Here is a 16194-nt window from a genome sequence, read left to right on the forward strand (position 1 = left end):
TTAGGTGTACAATATTAAGTTACAAAATTCCACCAAAAACGGGAAGTATCTGTTAAATTATATGAAAATATCAGTATTCTATTTCAATTATTTTGACTTATTCTTAAAAAAAGAGTGTAATGCCTGCTGTGTAAACGCTGATAAAACCAATTCCCCGCTTATAGTTGCACGCTGCTTAAGCAAATCGCCCCAATCGGCAGTACCCTCCCAAAGTATCTGCTTTAAACGGTTAAGTGCTTCAGGATTGTATGAAGCGAGTTTTTTTGCAAGTTCAGATACCGCAGCATCAAGAGATGCAAGATCTTCATAAACCTCGTTATACAAACCGTTTTGTTTTGCCCATTGGGCAGTTTGAAAATCGGTTGCTCTGACGGTAAGCTGTGAAAATGCTGATAACCCTATTTTACGCGTCACTGCCGGCGCTATTACAAACGGGCCAATACCAATAGTGAGTTCGCTTAATTTTATTGCAGCAGCATCTGTTGCTAAACAATAATCGGCAGCGGCGGCAAGCCCAACCCCTCCTCCAACTGCCTTACCCTGTACCCTCGCAATAATTATTTTAGTGCATTTGCTACATGCGCTGATCACGTTGGCAAAACCTTCAAAAAATAATGTACCGGTTTCTTTATCCTTAATTTGTAATAATTCATCAAAACTTGCACCTGCACAAAACGTACGGTCACCCTCGCTCTTTAAAATGATAACTTTTGTATCAGGATCATTACCGGCATTGAATATGGCATCGGCAAGCTGCTTTAATAATGCAGAAGGCATTGAATTTTGTGCTGGATGATAAAAACTAATAGTAGTTACACCATCGGGCTCATTTGCAATAGATACATTTCCGTTTTCGGCAGACATATTTTATGTTTTATATCAGGTTTTCCGGCCAATATCAGAAGTATTTAAGTCAACTGCAATTTTGAACTCAAATAAAGTAAACACTTACTTTTCAAGCAAAGGCAGCTCAAAGTAAAAAGTAGCGCCTTTGCCAGGTTCACTTTCAACCCCAATATCACCTTTGTGGTTATTAATGATTTCGGCCGAAATATACAAGCCCATACCAAGGCCGCCTGCCATGAACTTTTTATCCTCAACCCGATAAAAGCGTTCAAAAATATGTTCGATTTGCCCTGCCGATAACCCTATGCCAAAATCCTTTACCGATACCCGCACCCTGCCGTTTACACACTCGGTTGTAATGATGATCTTTTTATCATCGATTGAATATTTTACGGAGTTATTGATAAAATTCACGAGTACCTGCTCAAGTCGTCCGACATTTCCTTCTACAAAGAAATCTCTTTCTGATTTATTGATAAAATGAAATTCAGGATAAAGGTGAATAGCGCTATCCAGCGTCAAAGCCACAAGGTCACGAAGGTTTACTTCGGCCATGGCGTATTCGAGCCTGCCGGCGTGTATTTTACTTACATCGAGCAGATCATTAACCAGACGCTGAAGCTTATTTAAAGCAATACCGGCCTTTTCGATATATTGTTTAACCATTGGAGGCACTTCTTCCTTTTTATAAACAGAAATAAGCTGTAAATATCCTTTTAAACTGGTTAATGGCGTTTTGAGTTCGTGACTGGCAACGCCAATAAATTCGTCTTTTAAGTCCAGCTGCTTTTTTTGCTCTTCAATATCAGTAGCGGTACCTACCCAAAACAGTATCTCTCCTGTATCATCTCTCAGCGGCACTGCCCGGTTAAGGTGCCAGCGATAAGTATTATCCCAGCGGAGATATCTGTTTTCCAATTCGAAAACATTTCCGTTTTTTAAAGACGCCAGGTAGGTATCCATTGTTTTTTGCAGATCATCGGGGTGCACAATTTGCTGCCAGCCCCATCCTGCTGTTTCTCCATACCGTCTTCCGGTATAGTCAAACCAGCGCTGGTTGTAAAAATTCACTTCTCCTCCGGGCAGGTTTGTCCATGTCATTTGAGGAATATTGTTTGCCAACAGCTTAAAATGTTCGCGGCTGATAAGCAAGTCATTGGTACGCTCTCTTACGGTATCTTCGAGCTCGTTATTGAGCCCTTCTACGATATTCTGGGCCTCTTCTAACTGATCGTTTTTAATTTTCAGCTCCCACTCGGTTTCCTTTTGGCTGGTTAAATCTGTTAAGATCAGGCTTAATGCCGTTCCCTCATCAAGGTCAAGCGTAGTACATGACAGTAAACAGGGCGTTAGCTTGCCATCGGGACTTGACAATAAAACTTCGCCTTTACAATCGTTGTTCCAGCCGTCCTTTATTACTTCTTTATATCTTCCTGCAGACACTTCTGCAATGAAAACATCAAAGTAAATACCGATCACTTTTTCAAGCGGTTCGTTAACCATAGCGGCAAAGCGCGAATTACTATACAAGATAATTCCATCCCGGTTAAGCGTAACCGCACCTTCGTTCATTTTTTCAATAAAAACACGATAGGTTTGATCGGCCGTTTTCAGCGTATAAAGCTGGTGCCCTTCTTCACCTTTAACCACAAGGGCATCAATCCCGCCACTACGAATGGCGTCAATGGTATCATTTGCTTCCTCCAACTTAAAACGAAGCTCATCGTTTTCGGCCAGTAATTGCTCATATGTATATTTAAACGATTCCATGATCAACTTTCTGAATGGATACCAAGTCCCTTTAAAACTTTTGAAGTATTTGACATATCTCCTATAAGCTTTCGTTCGGTACCAGGAGATTTTTTGATTAATAATGGCAGTGCTACGATCTGTTCGGCTTCTGCTATTAGCGGCTGCTGATAAACATCTATAATCTCCAGCTCATAATTAGCTTTGATGTGCTGTTCACAAATATTCTTAAGATTGGCGATGGCCCGGACAGAATTGGGTGATGCTCCAATCACAAATAAGCGTAAACGAAAAAATTGGTCTTCTGCATCATTTGAATTGTCGTCGGCATCTAAAGGTAACTGGTTTCGCGCTGTCATCTAAATATTGTTTACAGGCCTGATATTCAATCCAACCAAAACTTTTTCCTCGTTACTTAAATCGCCTATTATTTTGCGAATAGGTTCAGGTACTTTCCTAACCAACGTGGGCACAGCAAAAATCTGGTCGCCTTCAGCCAGTTGCGGCTGTTGCAATAAGTCAATTACTTCAATAACATACTGACCTTTTAAATGTTCTTCACAATATTTTTTAAGATTGGTAAGCGCGGTAACTGACTTTGACGTTTTACCTGCCACATACAATCTCAACTCATACTTTATAACTTCTTCCAGTTCCATTACTTTTTGCTTTTTGATTTACTTTTAGGAGTACTAACATTTCCACGGCGAATATTGGTCATTTCCTGCCGGTTCTTTTCAATGATCTCCTGTTTCAGCTCTTCTTCAAGGTACATTTTGTTCAGTTCTTCCTCGGCCGATTCAAATTCGGCCTGCAGGCTTGCAATCTTTGATTCAAGCATCATACGCTTTCGCAGGATCTCTTTATCCTTACGGGACACAGCAAAGTCCCTGAGCGCCACGCCTGTTTTTTCCTTTAACTTTTGTGCCTCACGGGCCGACCCTGTAAGTACGCCTTCCGGGCCGAGATAAACGTCTACCAGCCTTAACCCATCGTCGGTAATAATAAACTCGCGTACCTGGTTCGAGTGGCTCATTCCGCGCGATTTCATGATATATAAACCTCGGTTACGTTCACCGTTTGATTCGATATCCCTTACGAGCAACCATGCATCAACTAATGATGACACGCCTTCATCTGTTTGCTCACTCACTACAGTATTCAAACTCAGCGCGGTAAACATAACCGTAATCTGCTCGTTCTGTAAAAAATCAATCAGCCTGATCAGCATTGATTTTACCTCGTTTACAGATCCTACATTAATAAGGTTTGTAATTGGGTCAAGGATCACAACAACGGGCTTAAACCTTTTGATAATCTTATAAATAGCAACCAGGTGCATTTCGAGCCCATAAAGTGTAGGGCGCGAGGCATGAAATTCAAGCAAACCATTGTCAACATGTTTTTGCAGATCAATATTGATTGACTTCATGTTGCGAAGGATCTGTTTAGGTGACTCTTCAAATGCGAAATAAAGGCACTTTTTCTTAGTTTTGCAAACTTCATTTGCAAAACTTGACGCAATGCTTGTTTTACCGGTACCTGCTGTTCCTGAAACCAGGATACTGCTCCCCTGAAAGAAGCCTTTGCCCCCAAACATCACGTCGAGCGATGGAATACCCGATGAAATTCGTTGCGACGACACTTCTTTTTCGAGCCCTAACGATGTTATAGGAAGTACTGAAATACCCTCTTCATCAATTAAAAATGGGTATTCGTTAGTACCATGCTGCGAGCCCCGGTATTTTATCACCCGTAAACGACGAGTTGAAATCTGATTAATAACCCTGTGATCAAGCAGTATCACGCAATCCGAAACATACTCTTCAAGCCCCTGCCGCGTTAATGATTCTCCTTCTCCCTTCTCGCCGGTTATAATGGCGGTTACCCCTTTCTCTTTTAAAAAACTAAAAAGCCTTCTTAATTCGGCGCGCAGTATAAGCTGATTTGATAAACCCGAAAACAGGTTCTCCAGGGTATCTAAAACAACCCTTTTTGCACCAATGCTGTCTATAGCATAACCTAAGCGAATAAACAAACCTTCCAGATCATATTCGCCGGTTTCTTCAATCTCGCTCCTGTCAATATGTACATGATCCAGTCTTAATTTTTTTTCATCCTGAAGCTTACGTAAATCAAAACCCAGCGATGCTACGTTCGCAGCAAGCTCATCTGCCTTTTCCTCAAATGCCATAAATACGCCCGGTTCATCAAATTCGGTAACGCCTCTTACTATAAATTCAAGCGATATCAGCGTTTTACCACATCCGGCCTCACCGCAAATTAACGTAGACCGGCCTTTAGGTAAGCCGCCGCCCGTTATCTCGTCCAAACCGGTAATACCTGTTGGAGTTTTGGGCAACTCCTTAAATATTGTATACTTCTCTTTTTTATGCAATTTGGTCATATAGATACTATTTATTAAATCACCCGTATACCACAACCATCAAGCATACAGGAATTTGTTTTATTGGTATGGTAATAAAAATACTTATAAAATTGTTTTAATGCATTTGATCTTATAACAATAAAAAATTTTACCGGGTGGGCGAAATAAGCAGCATACTTTCCCCGGTTTGGGGTTAGGATTATACATCTCTTCAGAAATTATTAGGAGCGAAGACAGCAGGATGCGGGTAAACAGCGTTGAACGTAAAGGGCCTGCTTTTTGCATTGCATTACCTGTAGCTGATACTCATAGTTAATTTCTTGTTAGACCATTTACATTTAGGTTGGTTAATCATAAATAATTTCGGAGGATTTAGCCAAACCCTTTGACATGGATAATTTATTAAAAAAGTGGCCCGTTTTATTCAAAAAACCATTATTGCTTAATAATAAACAACATCAATCAACTAAATAACCATTACCCCTCTCCGGGCAGAACCTTGATAGCGGCCGTCTCACCAGGCCGCAGCTTCTTCCCGCTGTTTAGGTACATTTAAAATCAATATGGAAATGACATATTAAATTGCTATTACCCCTCCTCGGGATGAGCCCTGGCGGTGACCGTTTTATCCGGTTGCCGATTCATCCTGTTGTATGTGATGGCATGCAGTTCAAACAATTATTTCACTTGTCATTACCTAACTAAAATATAAAAACATTAACCTGTAAGACATGTTATTTATTTAAACAAAATAACAAAGCCATGGGAGTTTTACAGCATGTACAACATCAGATCTCAGCATTAAATGATCTGATCAAAATAAATAACGACAGAGTAGCCGGATATCAAAAAGCTATTGAAGCAACCGATGAAGCCGGGTTGAATTTACTTTTTAATGAATATATTGATCAAAGCAAAAACTACGTTAATGAAATACGTGATTACATCCATGTATTAGGTGGAGATCCCACAGAAGGCACTTCTCTTTCAGGCAAATTTTATCATGCCTGGATGGATGTAAAATCAGTTTTTGTTAGTAAAGACAACCACTCTATACTTTCGGATTGCGAATATGGCGAGGACATAGCAAAAAAAGCATACCGCGCTGCGCTTGACGATAAGGAGCTGATATGGGAAGATGACCAGGTAGTAGCCTTGCTTAATAACCAATTAGAGGGTTTAAAAAAAGCGCATGGCGCCATCAAATCCCTGAGGGATACGGTTAATGCATGATCAAATTTTTATAAGCAAATGAGCAATTCAAATCAAACATCTTTTTCAGCATGCCGTGTGCCGGATCGATACAACAAGGTTACATGTACTCAGGACAAAGTAGTTTACACACTTTCGCAATTAAAACATGCCACAGTTGCCGATATCGCTTTGAAGCTAAGGGAATACGAACCTGCTGTAAATACTTTTACACACGAAAAAAACACGATTGAAGTGCTTAATTATCTTTTTGACCGGGGATTGGTAAAGATCACCAAACAAAACGGCAAATTAAGCTACAACCTGGTTAGTGCCTAAGCAGGCTGTAGCTTAATATATTTTATTACATACCCGGCGCAAGCGGTTTGGCCGAGACTACGCTATCAACCACAAAAACACTTACGCCCCGCCACGGTAATGTATGCAGATATTCTTTATAATGAAGCTCCAAAAATGAACCTGCATTGCTGCTCAGTTGCTTCACTACTTTTTCGTCGGTTACAGAAAACATAAATTCATTTGAGCCAATTGTGCCCCCGGCTGCCTGGGTGCGGATGCCACTTTGAATTAGTCTGCCTTCATAAGTTTTAAATACATAGCCTTTCTTCACAAAATAATTCATAGTTCCTGCCTTGGTTCCCTCGCCAAAAACAAAGTAATAGCGATAGTAAAAAAAGCCTACTATAATTAGCAGCAATATGAGGGTGATAATAACCTTGATTTTTCTTTTCATCGGAGATTTATTTGCTAACTAAGCTACAAAAACTTAGCAGGTAAGCAAATATTTATATCATGACCATCACCTGTTTAGTTTGCCGGCTTTTCCCCTTCTTTAATTTTCGTGAGGTTTACTTTTCTAAAAGACTCTACTAAAAAGTTAACCAAGCCGGTTAAATTAAAAGGAGGATCATTAGTAGTTAGCGTAAGTTTATCTTTATTGTTTTCAAAGTCAATATCCAGGTAATAGTTAGGTGCATCTGTAACCTGGCTACCTTGCTTCCAATCGTACATCTTTTTTAATTCGCTGCGTTTTAACCAAAAGTTCAGGCTATCAAGCTGCAGACCGGTAAGTTTTCCTGCATAATCACCTTTATAGGGGTCTGCGTATTCGCCGCCTTTTAAACGATAAGTACCATCAGCCCAAATGTTGATCAGTAATTGCGGACAATTGCCGTAACAGGTTGAGGACAGGAAACGCAGTTTAGAAAACTTGACGCCATTATCAAAACTTGCCTTATAATTTTTAAACTGCAACGGAGGGCGACCAGCTAATTTTATACCATTTTCATTAACCGCCTTAATGGTTAATTTTTTGCCATCGAAATAGTTGATAATGAACTTAGAAACATCAATATGCTGTTGTTTAAAATTGTCTGCACTGGAGCTATAGCTATCCACTATTTTGAGCGTATCATGCTCTATTTTGTATTTGTTTTCGTGTTTCTTGTACCCGTCGAAATTGAAATAAACCTTGCCGCCGTTAAAATAAAGGTAACCAAGGTCTTCAGTAATCCATTGTTCCGACTCAACGGTTGCATGCTGGCCCGACGCCACACCACACAGAGTAATTAAAAATAAAACAAGCAGTAATACGCTTTTCATGTAAACTTAACTTACAAACTCAAATAATATTGGGTAAGGGATTCAAAATCGTCGAACTTTACATCATAATCATCGGTGTTGCCAAAACCGTAGCTAACAAAAACAAACGGTATACCTGCAATACGTGTTTGCTCGGCATCACCATTGGTATCGCCTATGTAAACCGGGTTTTGCAAATTATGCTTATCCATGAGCAAATGCATATTATGATTTTTAGGCATTTGATTAGTACCATAAGCAAAGCTATCCATAATAACTTCATTAATGCCTGCCCATGCTAAAAACAGCGGTATGATACCCACGGCGCAATTGCTTAAAACAAAAAGCTTGTATTTGTTTGCCAATTGTTTTAAACCCTCTGTAACCCCATTGTACATAATACCCCCGCTGGTGGGTAATATTTCGCGCCTTATTTGATTTACTGCGTTGTATATTTCCATCCCTTTTTCCTCATCAAATTCGGGCAGCAGAACACGGGTGAGCTTTTTTCCATCCATGCCTATTACATGCAGCAGTTCGTCCCGTTTAATAGTTCTTTGAATATCAAGCTTTTGAAATATAAGGTTCCATGATTCGGCGTAGGTGTCAACGGCATCCCAAAGGGTTCCGTCCATATCAAAAATGAGGCTGTCGGGTTTCTGCATTAGCTAAAATTATGTTTTTCGCTAAGATGAAGATTTAACCGCAATTAATGTTCATGTTTTCTTCATTATTAATCCTCACCTTAGCAGTGTGATAAGGTTAACGCGGGTCGGCTTAGCAGGAGGCTGAGCCCGCAAAGACCCCCCGCCTCTCGGCGGGGGGTTCTTTTTTTAAAGCTATATTTCTATAGCCCCAGCACTGAAGTTTGGAGTGGTCATTCTTTCGAAGCATTTCTGCTTAAAGCTTAAGACTTCTGACTAAAGACTTATCCCATCACCCACTTTATAAATTTCATGAAACTTGATACCTTGCCTATCAAAATGCTTTTTGTAAGCGCCGTACCGTTGAAGAATTAAAAACTCTTTAGCATATCCGTCATGCACAGGCAGAATTTGTTTAGGGTGTAATTCGTCGGCAAAGGCTGCAATTGTTGGTTCGTTGGCAAATGGTGCCATAGAAACCATGATCAACAATTCAATACCTTTAAAATTCAACAATTTATCTTCCATGGAGTCTACCGGATGCAAAACTTTGTTATTGATCAGGAAGCCCGTCATTTGAGGCAAGGGATTATCTAAAATTAGCTCATGCCTAACAGGGAACGCCTGAAGTTTAAAGGGTCCTGCTTTGTGGGTTCCTTCTTCAAGCAAAGTATATTTCAAATCGATTTTCTCCAGTTCCTTACCTACCTGTGTATTGGTGATCACCTCCGCTCCGCCTAATTCAACAATACTTTTTAAGATATCAATATCAAAATGATCGGGATGGATATGCGTAATAACAATACTTTTTACATCAGTAAACATTTGCGGGGTAACCAGGCCTTCGATAAAAGAGAACTTGCCCGGATCAAACAATAGTTGATAATTATCCAATTCAAAAAGCAGGCACGAATGCAGGTATTTTGATATTTTCATAAGTAGAGGTTTATTTCCTAAAGATACATAGGAAAAACTTATGAAGTTTTAAAAAATTGATTGCCTGAAGGATTAATGACAAAAGTGTAAGATTTACGAAGTTTTAAAAACTCCGTAAATCAAGAACCTACAATAACTCTGTAGCCAAATTAGCCAATTCGCTTCTTTCCCCTTTTTGCAGAGTGATATGCGCATAAAGTGGATGCCCTTTGGCTTTATCAATAAGATAAGACAGTCCGTTACTTTCGGCATCGAGATATGGCGTATCTATCTGGTAAATATCTCCCGTAAATACAAATTTGCTATTTTCACCGGCACGGGAAATAATGGTTTTTACCTCGTGCGGGGTTAGATTTTGTGCTTCGTCAACAATAAAGAAAATTTTACTGAGCGTACGTCCGCGTATAAATGCCAGCGGTGCGATCGAGATTTTATCGTTGTTAACCAGCTCATCAATTTTGGCCTGCATCTTTTCATCATCGGCAAACTGATCTTTAATAAATTTCAGATTATCCCATATCGGGGCCATGTAGGGATCAATCTTTGATTTGATATCGCCGGGCAAAAAGCCGATATCTTTATTACTTAAAGGCACTATGGGGCGGGTAACAAAAATCTGGCGGTAATATTTACGCTGCTCAAGGGCGCTGGCTAAAGCTAATAGCGTTTTACCCGTGCCGGCGTTTCCTTGTATTGTTACCAATTTAATATCCGGGTGCAGTAATGCGTGAATAGCAAAAGATTGCTCGATATTACGGGGATGGATATTTAAAACAGGCTGCTCGGTAACTTTTTCAAGCTGTTTGGTTTGCGAATTATAAAAACCTACAGTATCAACTTTTTTCCCTTTTAATACATAAAAGTGATTATTGGTGTACGAACCTATCTTTAAATTTTCGGCGGGTACATTTTCATTTTTATTCAGGGTAGTGATCAGCTTTTCTGTTACCTTATCTACGTCGGTTTTACCGGTATAAAGCTCGTCCAGGTTTTTGATCTTGCCTGTTTCATAATCTTCGGCATGCAGGTTAAGTGCTTTGGCCTTGAGGCGAAGGCAAATATCTTTTGATACCAACACTACTTTTTTTCCGGGGTTTTCTTCCTGCAAGCCGAGTGCCGCGTTCAGGATTCGGTGATCTGTTTTGTCGGAACCAAAAATCTCCTCGGCATCCTGGCCGGTAGTTTTGGTGTCCATAGCTACTTTAAAGCTACCTTTAGTTTTTCCGTTAAGCGGGATCCACTCATTGATCAGTCCGTTGTGCGACAGGTCGTCCATGAGCCGGATAAAGCTCCGGGCTTCGAAGTTTCGGGTATCGTTACCGTTTTTCTTGTTATCGAGCTCTTCCAATACCTGGATCGGTATGGCCACATCATGCTCCTGAAAGTTTTGAAATGCGTTGTGATCATACAAGATCACAGAAGTATCTAAAACAAATATTTTCTTCTGGTTACGCTGGCCATCCTTCATATCCGCCTAAAATAACGATTTTAAGGTTTGAAGAAAAATTTCTCCCAAAACAAAAAACCTGCAAAAGCGAAAACGGGAGTCATCTCTTGCGATTTGAACTCCCGTTTCCAAACTGTTGCTTAACCGTAGTTGCCCAACAGCATCAAGTTTTGTGTATCTCTTACCGACACGATCTTCATCCGTTGCTCTCACGAGCGGTCGATTATTCTCAATGTCACCGGTTTCTGTTGTTTCCCTCCGTAGAGTTCTTCTCCTTAATTCCGGCACCTCATTTAATCACCTTCTTTTTTCAAAAGACTTTCGCCTTCTTCATTTTTTCTTGTGACTCAGGGACTTCCCTTGATCTTTAGTTCCCCCGAAGGTTCACCCGATTCAATTTCTGTTTTCCTGAAAGGCTGTCAAAGTACGTCGTTCTTGATGATTTCAATATCGGGACATTCGCCGGATTGCGCAAATATTTTTATTTGTTTTTATTAACAGGTTATCAACTTTAAAAAGCAGGTTATCCACAATAAACAAATCACCCATTTTAAGTATAAACACTGGCAATCAGGCAAATAAACGCCAAGGTTATTAACATCGTCCTTTTTCAACAAAGGTCACCAAAAGCAACATACAAGCTAAATGAGAAAACGCGCAAAACCGGCAAAACGCTAAATTTTCTCTGTTAAATGCCGCCAATAACGCTTTGGAATATGCCGCACATGAAGCCTTGTATTTTTGCGCGAAGCAATGTTTACACTGCTAAAATAATTCTTCCAAAGGCTTTGGTAGGCACCTTCATCTTCGCTATACGCAGCGATAATATTAACAGGCTTATTCAATTCATCAAAATCCATTTCGATGAATTGCGTATCATGGAGATCATAGTATAGTCCGTAATTTCTTTTGATATCATAGATCATCCATTTTTGATCGGCATACCTGCTTTTAAAATGTTTGATCAGCAATGGCAATACGTTAAAGTCGGGCTCAATAGCCGCATAAAAAGTTCCGTCATTCAATTTCTTAAACCGAACGAACGCTTCCATTCTATGCTTTTCGCGCCGCACCATTTTCAAAATCTCCGACAGGCGCATCACATACCTGTTGCCATAATCTTCTTCAATGTTTTGATCATTATCAAAAACATGACGGATAAAGCCGAGCACATTGCAGTCTTCACCTGCTATTTCGGCCATGTGACTTATATAAAGGCGCTGTACCCCGGCTGCCGAAAGTTTTTTACGCAATCCCCTTAATACCCGGCTGGCCCGGGCTTCATCAGTAACAACAGGTATTACCTCTTCAAATAAAGCGCTGTTGCGCCACTCTCCTTTTAACAATTTTACAGGATATAGTTTACGCTCATAAATCTCAAACACAGCGGTAAGTAACCCATCAAACGTTCCGTCGTAAACCAGCGTGTTCATATCAAAACAGGTTAAGTTGGATTTGTGTATTTTTATTGTATTTGCTCTGCGATTGGGCCATGATAAACTGCTTAATATTTTGCCCGGTTAAGTCGCGCCTTTCAAATTCATTACTATTACAGGTAATAAAATATCGCGCACGATTAACAGCCACTCCTATTTTTTTTAGCTGCTCCCAGCCCAGCTTGGCAAATTTGCGTGCTGCCATTATTTTTTGTGCCGATAGTAAGCCTATACCAGGCACCCGAAGAATCAGCTGCAGATCGGCTTTATTAATATCGATAGGAAAAACCTGCATGTTTCGGATGGCCCAGCTTAACTTTGGATCAATATCCAGATCAAGCAAGGGATTTTGATTATTCACGATCTCGTTTACATGAAATCCATAAAAACGCATAAGCCAATCGGCCTGGTAAAGACGGTTTTCACGCACAAGCGGCACAGCTGTATTCAAGGCAGGGAGTCGTTGGTCGGCCAACACAGGCACATAACCCGAATAATATACCCGCTTTAAATTGAAATTTTTATAAAAATAATTGGCCGATTGCAGTACCTGCTGATCATTTTCAGGCGTAGCACCAACAATTACTTGTGTACTTTGCCCGGCTGGTGCAAACATGGGTGCTTTTTTGAAAAGTTTTTTCTCCTCAGTATTCTGAATGATCTCCTTTTTTAGAAACTGCATCGGATCAATCATATCCTGCCGGTTTTTATCGGGCGCCAGCAGCTTTAGCCCTGCCTCGGTGGGCATTTCTAAATTAACACTGAGCCTGTCGGCATATAAACCTGCTTCCCTCATTAACTCCTCGCTTGCACCGGGGATAGACTTTAAATGAATATACCCATTAAAATTATGTTCGGTACGCAGCTTTTTAGCAACCCGAACCAATCGCTCCATAGTATAATCAGCATCTTTGAAAATACCCGAGCTTAAAAACAAACCTTCGATATAGTTACGGCGATAAAAATTAATGGTAAGATCAACCACTTCCTGCACCGTAAATGCCGCACGTTTGATATCATTGTTTTTACGGGATACGCAATAGGCGCAATCAAAAATACAGTGATTGGTAAGGAGGATTTTTAGCAAGGAAACACATCGCCCGTCTTCGGTATAGCTATGGCAAATACCATTACTGGCATTCCCTAAACCTTTATCCTTATTTTTCCTGTCACTGCCGCTCGATGCGCATGACACGTCATATTTAGCCGCGTCGGCCAAAATATTGAGCTTTTCCGTTATCCTGTCCACATTCATATCAAATCAAAAATACTAATATTTTTAGTATTAATTAAAATGCAAACAGATTTATTTTACAACCACAGCTTGGTTTAGTACATAAAAAAAGACCGCCTCATTACAGGGCGGCCTTCAAACCAAACTAACTACTTTATGAAAACAGTCTTTAATTATTTTACAGCTATTTCTCTTGTTTGAAATTTAGCTTCTTCTTTTTTTGCTATAGTAAGTTTCAAAATACCATCAGCATAATCAGCATCAATTTTTGATTGATCGGCGCTTTCAGGTAAAGTGAACGACCTAACGAATGAATTGTAGCTATATTCACGTTTGCTGAATTTTTTTCCTTCTTCAACATTTTCAGCTTTCTTTTCGGCAGCTACACTTAACACGTTTTTATCAAGGTTGATCTTGAAATCTTCTTTCTTTAAACCAGGGACAGCCAGTTCAACATAAAATTCGTTTTCGGTTTCTGCAATGTTTACGGCAGGCACACGGGCAATTAATTTATCGCTTAAAAACGAATCATTGATCAATGAATCAAACACATCGCTAAAGAATGGGTTAGCTGAAGTATTTTTAAGGCCGTTGTTAAATTTTACTAATGTCATTTTTATATCCTCCTAAAGTTTTGTTTTTTGTTAACTTCGTAACCTATTGATCAACTGCTGTACCAACAGCAAAAACGCCTAAAACAAGCGACAAAAAGTCATCAATAAATATTTTAGGCAGACAAAATGACTGAAAATGGCTGAAAAACTTGCTGATTACAAATATAAAACCCCTATCCCTATCCGTTTTTCGGATATAGATTCATTCGGACACGTAAACAACGCTGTATATTTAACTTATTTTGAGATAGCCAGGATCGGCTACTGGAAAGAAATCATCAACTGGGACTGGAGCAATACCGGTATTATCCTTGGCCGATCGGAGATCAACTACCTGAAACCCATTACTGTTCAGGATAATATTGCCTGTTATGTACGCACCATCCGTATAGGTAACAGCAGTTTTGATATGATGCATGTGCTGGTGAAGATAACGCCCAACGGCGAAGAAATTGTAACAACCGGCAAAACCGTTTGTATCAGCTACGATTATTCGGCTAATAAATCTGTATCTATTCCCACACCCGAAAGACATAGGATGATCAATTATGATGAACCAAGGCTAATCTTGAATACCAATTGATTGTTAGATGTGCAAATTTCAGATGTGCAGATGAATCGACGAAATTATAATCGAAATAATCTGAATGTTAAAAATTATAACCTTCAATTTGCATATCCGCACATTTGAAATTTGCACATCCGACTAAAATATCTTCCCGGGATTTAAAATCCCTTTAGGATCAAACACTTGTTTTATACCCTTCCAAAGCGCAAAATGTATATCCGAATATTTTATCGGCATAAAGTCTTTTTGCACCAGGCCAATACCATGCTCGCCCGATAAAGTACCGCCAAGAGATACGGTCAACTCAAATATTTCCTTGATGCCGAATTTCAGTTTATTGTTCCAATCCTCATCACTCATATTGGCTTTAATGATATTTACGTGAAGGTTTCCATCGCCGGCATGCCCGTAACAAACCGATTCAAAACCGTACTTGGCTCCCGTTTCTTTTATTCCTTTAATCAGTTGAGGCAAAGCAGCACGGGGCACAACAGTATCTTCTTCCTTATAAACCGAGTTTGATTTTACCGATACGGCCATGGTGCGCCTTAAACGCCAAAGCTCTTCTCTTTGTGCAGCAGAATCGGCAAATAATACATCACGACAATCAAATTCTTCAAGTACTGCGTTTATCTTTTCGCAATCAGTAAAAATTACATCCTGGTTTGTGCCATCAACCTCAATTAACAAAAATGCCCCGATGCCATCCTGCAAATCAAAGGCGATGTTATCGTGTTCTTTAACCCACTCCACCCCTTTTCGCTCCATAAACTCCAGTGCCGACGGGATAATTCCGGCCCTGAATATTGCTGAAACCGCTGCACAAGCAGCTTCGTTTGTTGGAAACGAGGCCAGCATTAAGGCATTCAGCGTTGGGGCCGGGATAAGCTTCACTACTATTTTAGTAACAATGCCCAGGGTACCCTCAGAGCCTATCATTAACTGGGTTAAATTATAGCCCGATGCGTATTTAAGGGTATTAGCTCCCGTCCAGATAATTTCGCCCGAGGTTAAAACTACCTGCAGGTTTAACACATACTCGCGTATGGTACCATATTTAACAACCCGGGGGCCACCCGAACCATGCGATACGTTCCCTCCTATAAAGCAACTCCCTTTGCTGGCCGGATCAACAGGATATAGCAAACCTTTTTCAGCCACCGCATTCATAAACTCTTCGGTTATCACGCCTGGCTCAACGGTAGCTTGCAGGTTTTGTTCATCTATTTCAAGTACTTTATTGAAACGCTCCATCGCAATCAGCAATCCCCCTCTAACCGGCAATGCCCCTCCGCTTAAACCGGTACCGGCACCTCGCGGCGTTACGGGTATTAAGTTCTGGTTACAAATCTTCAATAGTGCCGAAACCTCTTCAGGCGTTTGTGGTCTTGCCACAACTTCCGGATAGTAAATTAGGTCTTCAGTTTCGTCATGACTATATTTTTCAAGACTTTCATGACTGGTTAAAACGTTGCTTTCACCAACAACTGCTCTAATGGCTTCTAATATTTGAGCTGATATTTTATTGAATTCCATGA

General features: G+C 40.2%; 17 protein-coding genes. 3 read left to right on the plus strand and 14 right to left on the minus strand.

The window, feature by feature from the left end:
- Positions 1 to 87: 87 nt before the first annotated feature.
- From AC59JO_RS08790 to kaiC, 5 genes are all read right to left on the minus strand, one after another.
- Complete coding sequence (locus AC59JO_RS08790; RefSeq protein ID WP_497304760.1) at positions 88 to 864, minus strand: enoyl-CoA hydratase/isomerase family protein; 777 nt, start codon at positions 862 to 864, stop codon at positions 88 to 90.
- Between the two features lie 84 nt (positions 865 to 948).
- On the minus strand, positions 949 to 2616 hold the full coding sequence (locus AC59JO_RS08795) for a PAS domain-containing sensor histidine kinase (protein ID WP_497304762.1): 1668 nt from the start codon (positions 2614 to 2616) through the stop codon (positions 949 to 951).
- A 2-nt stretch (positions 2617 to 2618) separates the two neighbouring features.
- On the minus strand, positions 2619 to 2954 hold the full coding sequence (locus AC59JO_RS08800; protein ID WP_413667838.1) for a circadian clock KaiB family protein: 336 nt from the start codon (positions 2952 to 2954) through the stop codon (positions 2619 to 2621).
- A complete protein-coding gene (locus AC59JO_RS08805) occupies positions 2955 to 3254 on the minus strand; it encodes a circadian clock KaiB family protein (RefSeq protein ID WP_413667837.1) in 300 nt (99 codons plus the stop codon).
- Entirely contained in the window at positions 3254 to 5002 is a 1749-nt protein-coding gene (gene kaiC / locus AC59JO_RS08810; RefSeq protein WP_497304765.1) for a circadian clock protein KaiC, read from the minus strand. Before kaiC ends, AC59JO_RS08805 begins: the two co-directional genes overlap by 1 nt.
- A gap of 744 nt (positions 5003 to 5746) precedes the next feature.
- Between kaiC and AC59JO_RS08815 the strand changes: the two genes are divergently transcribed.
- The gene (locus AC59JO_RS08815; protein ID WP_497304767.1) at positions 5747 to 6217 is read left to right on the plus strand and encodes a ferritin-like domain-containing protein; all 471 of its coding nucleotides are present in this window, start codon (positions 5747 to 5749) and stop codon (positions 6215 to 6217) included.
- Between the two features lie 18 nt (positions 6218 to 6235).
- Positions 6236 to 6514, plus strand: coding sequence for a hypothetical protein (locus tag AC59JO_RS08820; protein ID WP_497304769.1), 279 nt, complete (start codon positions 6236 to 6238; stop codon positions 6512 to 6514).
- Positions 6515 to 6539: 25 nt separating this feature from the next.
- Here the strand turns inward: AC59JO_RS08820 and AC59JO_RS08825 are convergent, their stop codons facing one another.
- The 8 genes from AC59JO_RS08825 to AC59JO_RS08860 form a co-directional block, all read right to left on the minus strand.
- A complete protein-coding gene (locus AC59JO_RS08825) occupies positions 6540 to 6929 on the minus strand; it encodes a hypothetical protein (RefSeq protein ID WP_497304771.1) in 390 nt (129 codons plus the stop codon).
- Between the two features lie 74 nt (positions 6930 to 7003).
- Positions 7004 to 7351, minus strand: a complete 348-nt coding sequence (locus AC59JO_RS08830) for a DUF6438 domain-containing protein (protein ID WP_497305043.1) — start codon at positions 7349 to 7351, stop codon at positions 7004 to 7006.
- Positions 7352 to 7809: 458 nt separating this feature from the next.
- Entirely contained in the window at positions 7810 to 8442 is a 633-nt protein-coding gene (locus tag AC59JO_RS08835) for an HAD family hydrolase (protein WP_497304773.1), read from the minus strand.
- Positions 8443 to 8697: 255 nt separating this feature from the next.
- A complete protein-coding gene (locus AC59JO_RS08840; protein ID WP_497304775.1) occupies positions 8698 to 9357 on the minus strand; it encodes an MBL fold metallo-hydrolase in 660 nt (219 codons plus the stop codon).
- A gap of 127 nt (positions 9358 to 9484) precedes the next feature.
- A complete protein-coding gene (locus tag AC59JO_RS08845) occupies positions 9485 to 10825 on the minus strand; it encodes a PhoH family protein (protein ID WP_413667830.1) in 1341 nt (446 codons plus the stop codon).
- Positions 10826 to 11478: 653 nt separating this feature from the next.
- A complete protein-coding gene (locus AC59JO_RS08850) occupies positions 11479 to 12237 on the minus strand; it encodes a TIGR03915 family putative DNA repair protein (protein ID WP_497304777.1) in 759 nt (252 codons plus the stop codon).
- Position 12238: 1 nt separating this feature from the next.
- A complete protein-coding gene (locus AC59JO_RS08855; protein WP_413667828.1) occupies positions 12239 to 13495 on the minus strand; it encodes a putative DNA modification/repair radical SAM protein in 1257 nt (418 codons plus the stop codon).
- Between the two features lie 152 nt (positions 13496 to 13647).
- The gene (locus AC59JO_RS08860; RefSeq protein WP_413667827.1) at positions 13648 to 14088 is read right to left on the minus strand and encodes an Hsp20/alpha crystallin family protein; all 441 of its coding nucleotides are present in this window, start codon (positions 14086 to 14088) and stop codon (positions 13648 to 13650) included.
- 136 nt (positions 14089 to 14224) lie between these two features.
- Between AC59JO_RS08860 and AC59JO_RS08865 the strand changes: the two genes are divergently transcribed.
- On the plus strand, positions 14225 to 14671 hold the full coding sequence (locus AC59JO_RS08865; protein WP_330860883.1) for an acyl-CoA thioesterase: 447 nt from the start codon (positions 14225 to 14227) through the stop codon (positions 14669 to 14671).
- Positions 14672 to 14794: 123 nt separating this feature from the next.
- Here the strand turns inward: AC59JO_RS08865 and AC59JO_RS08870 are convergent, their stop codons facing one another.
- Positions 14795 to 16192: an FAD-binding oxidoreductase gene (locus AC59JO_RS08870; protein ID WP_497304780.1), complete on the minus strand. Its 1398-nt coding sequence runs from the start codon at positions 16190 to 16192 to the stop codon at positions 14795 to 14797.
- Positions 16193 to 16194 lie beyond the last annotated feature (2 nt).

The organism is Mucilaginibacter sp. A5337 (assembly GCF_059690695.1).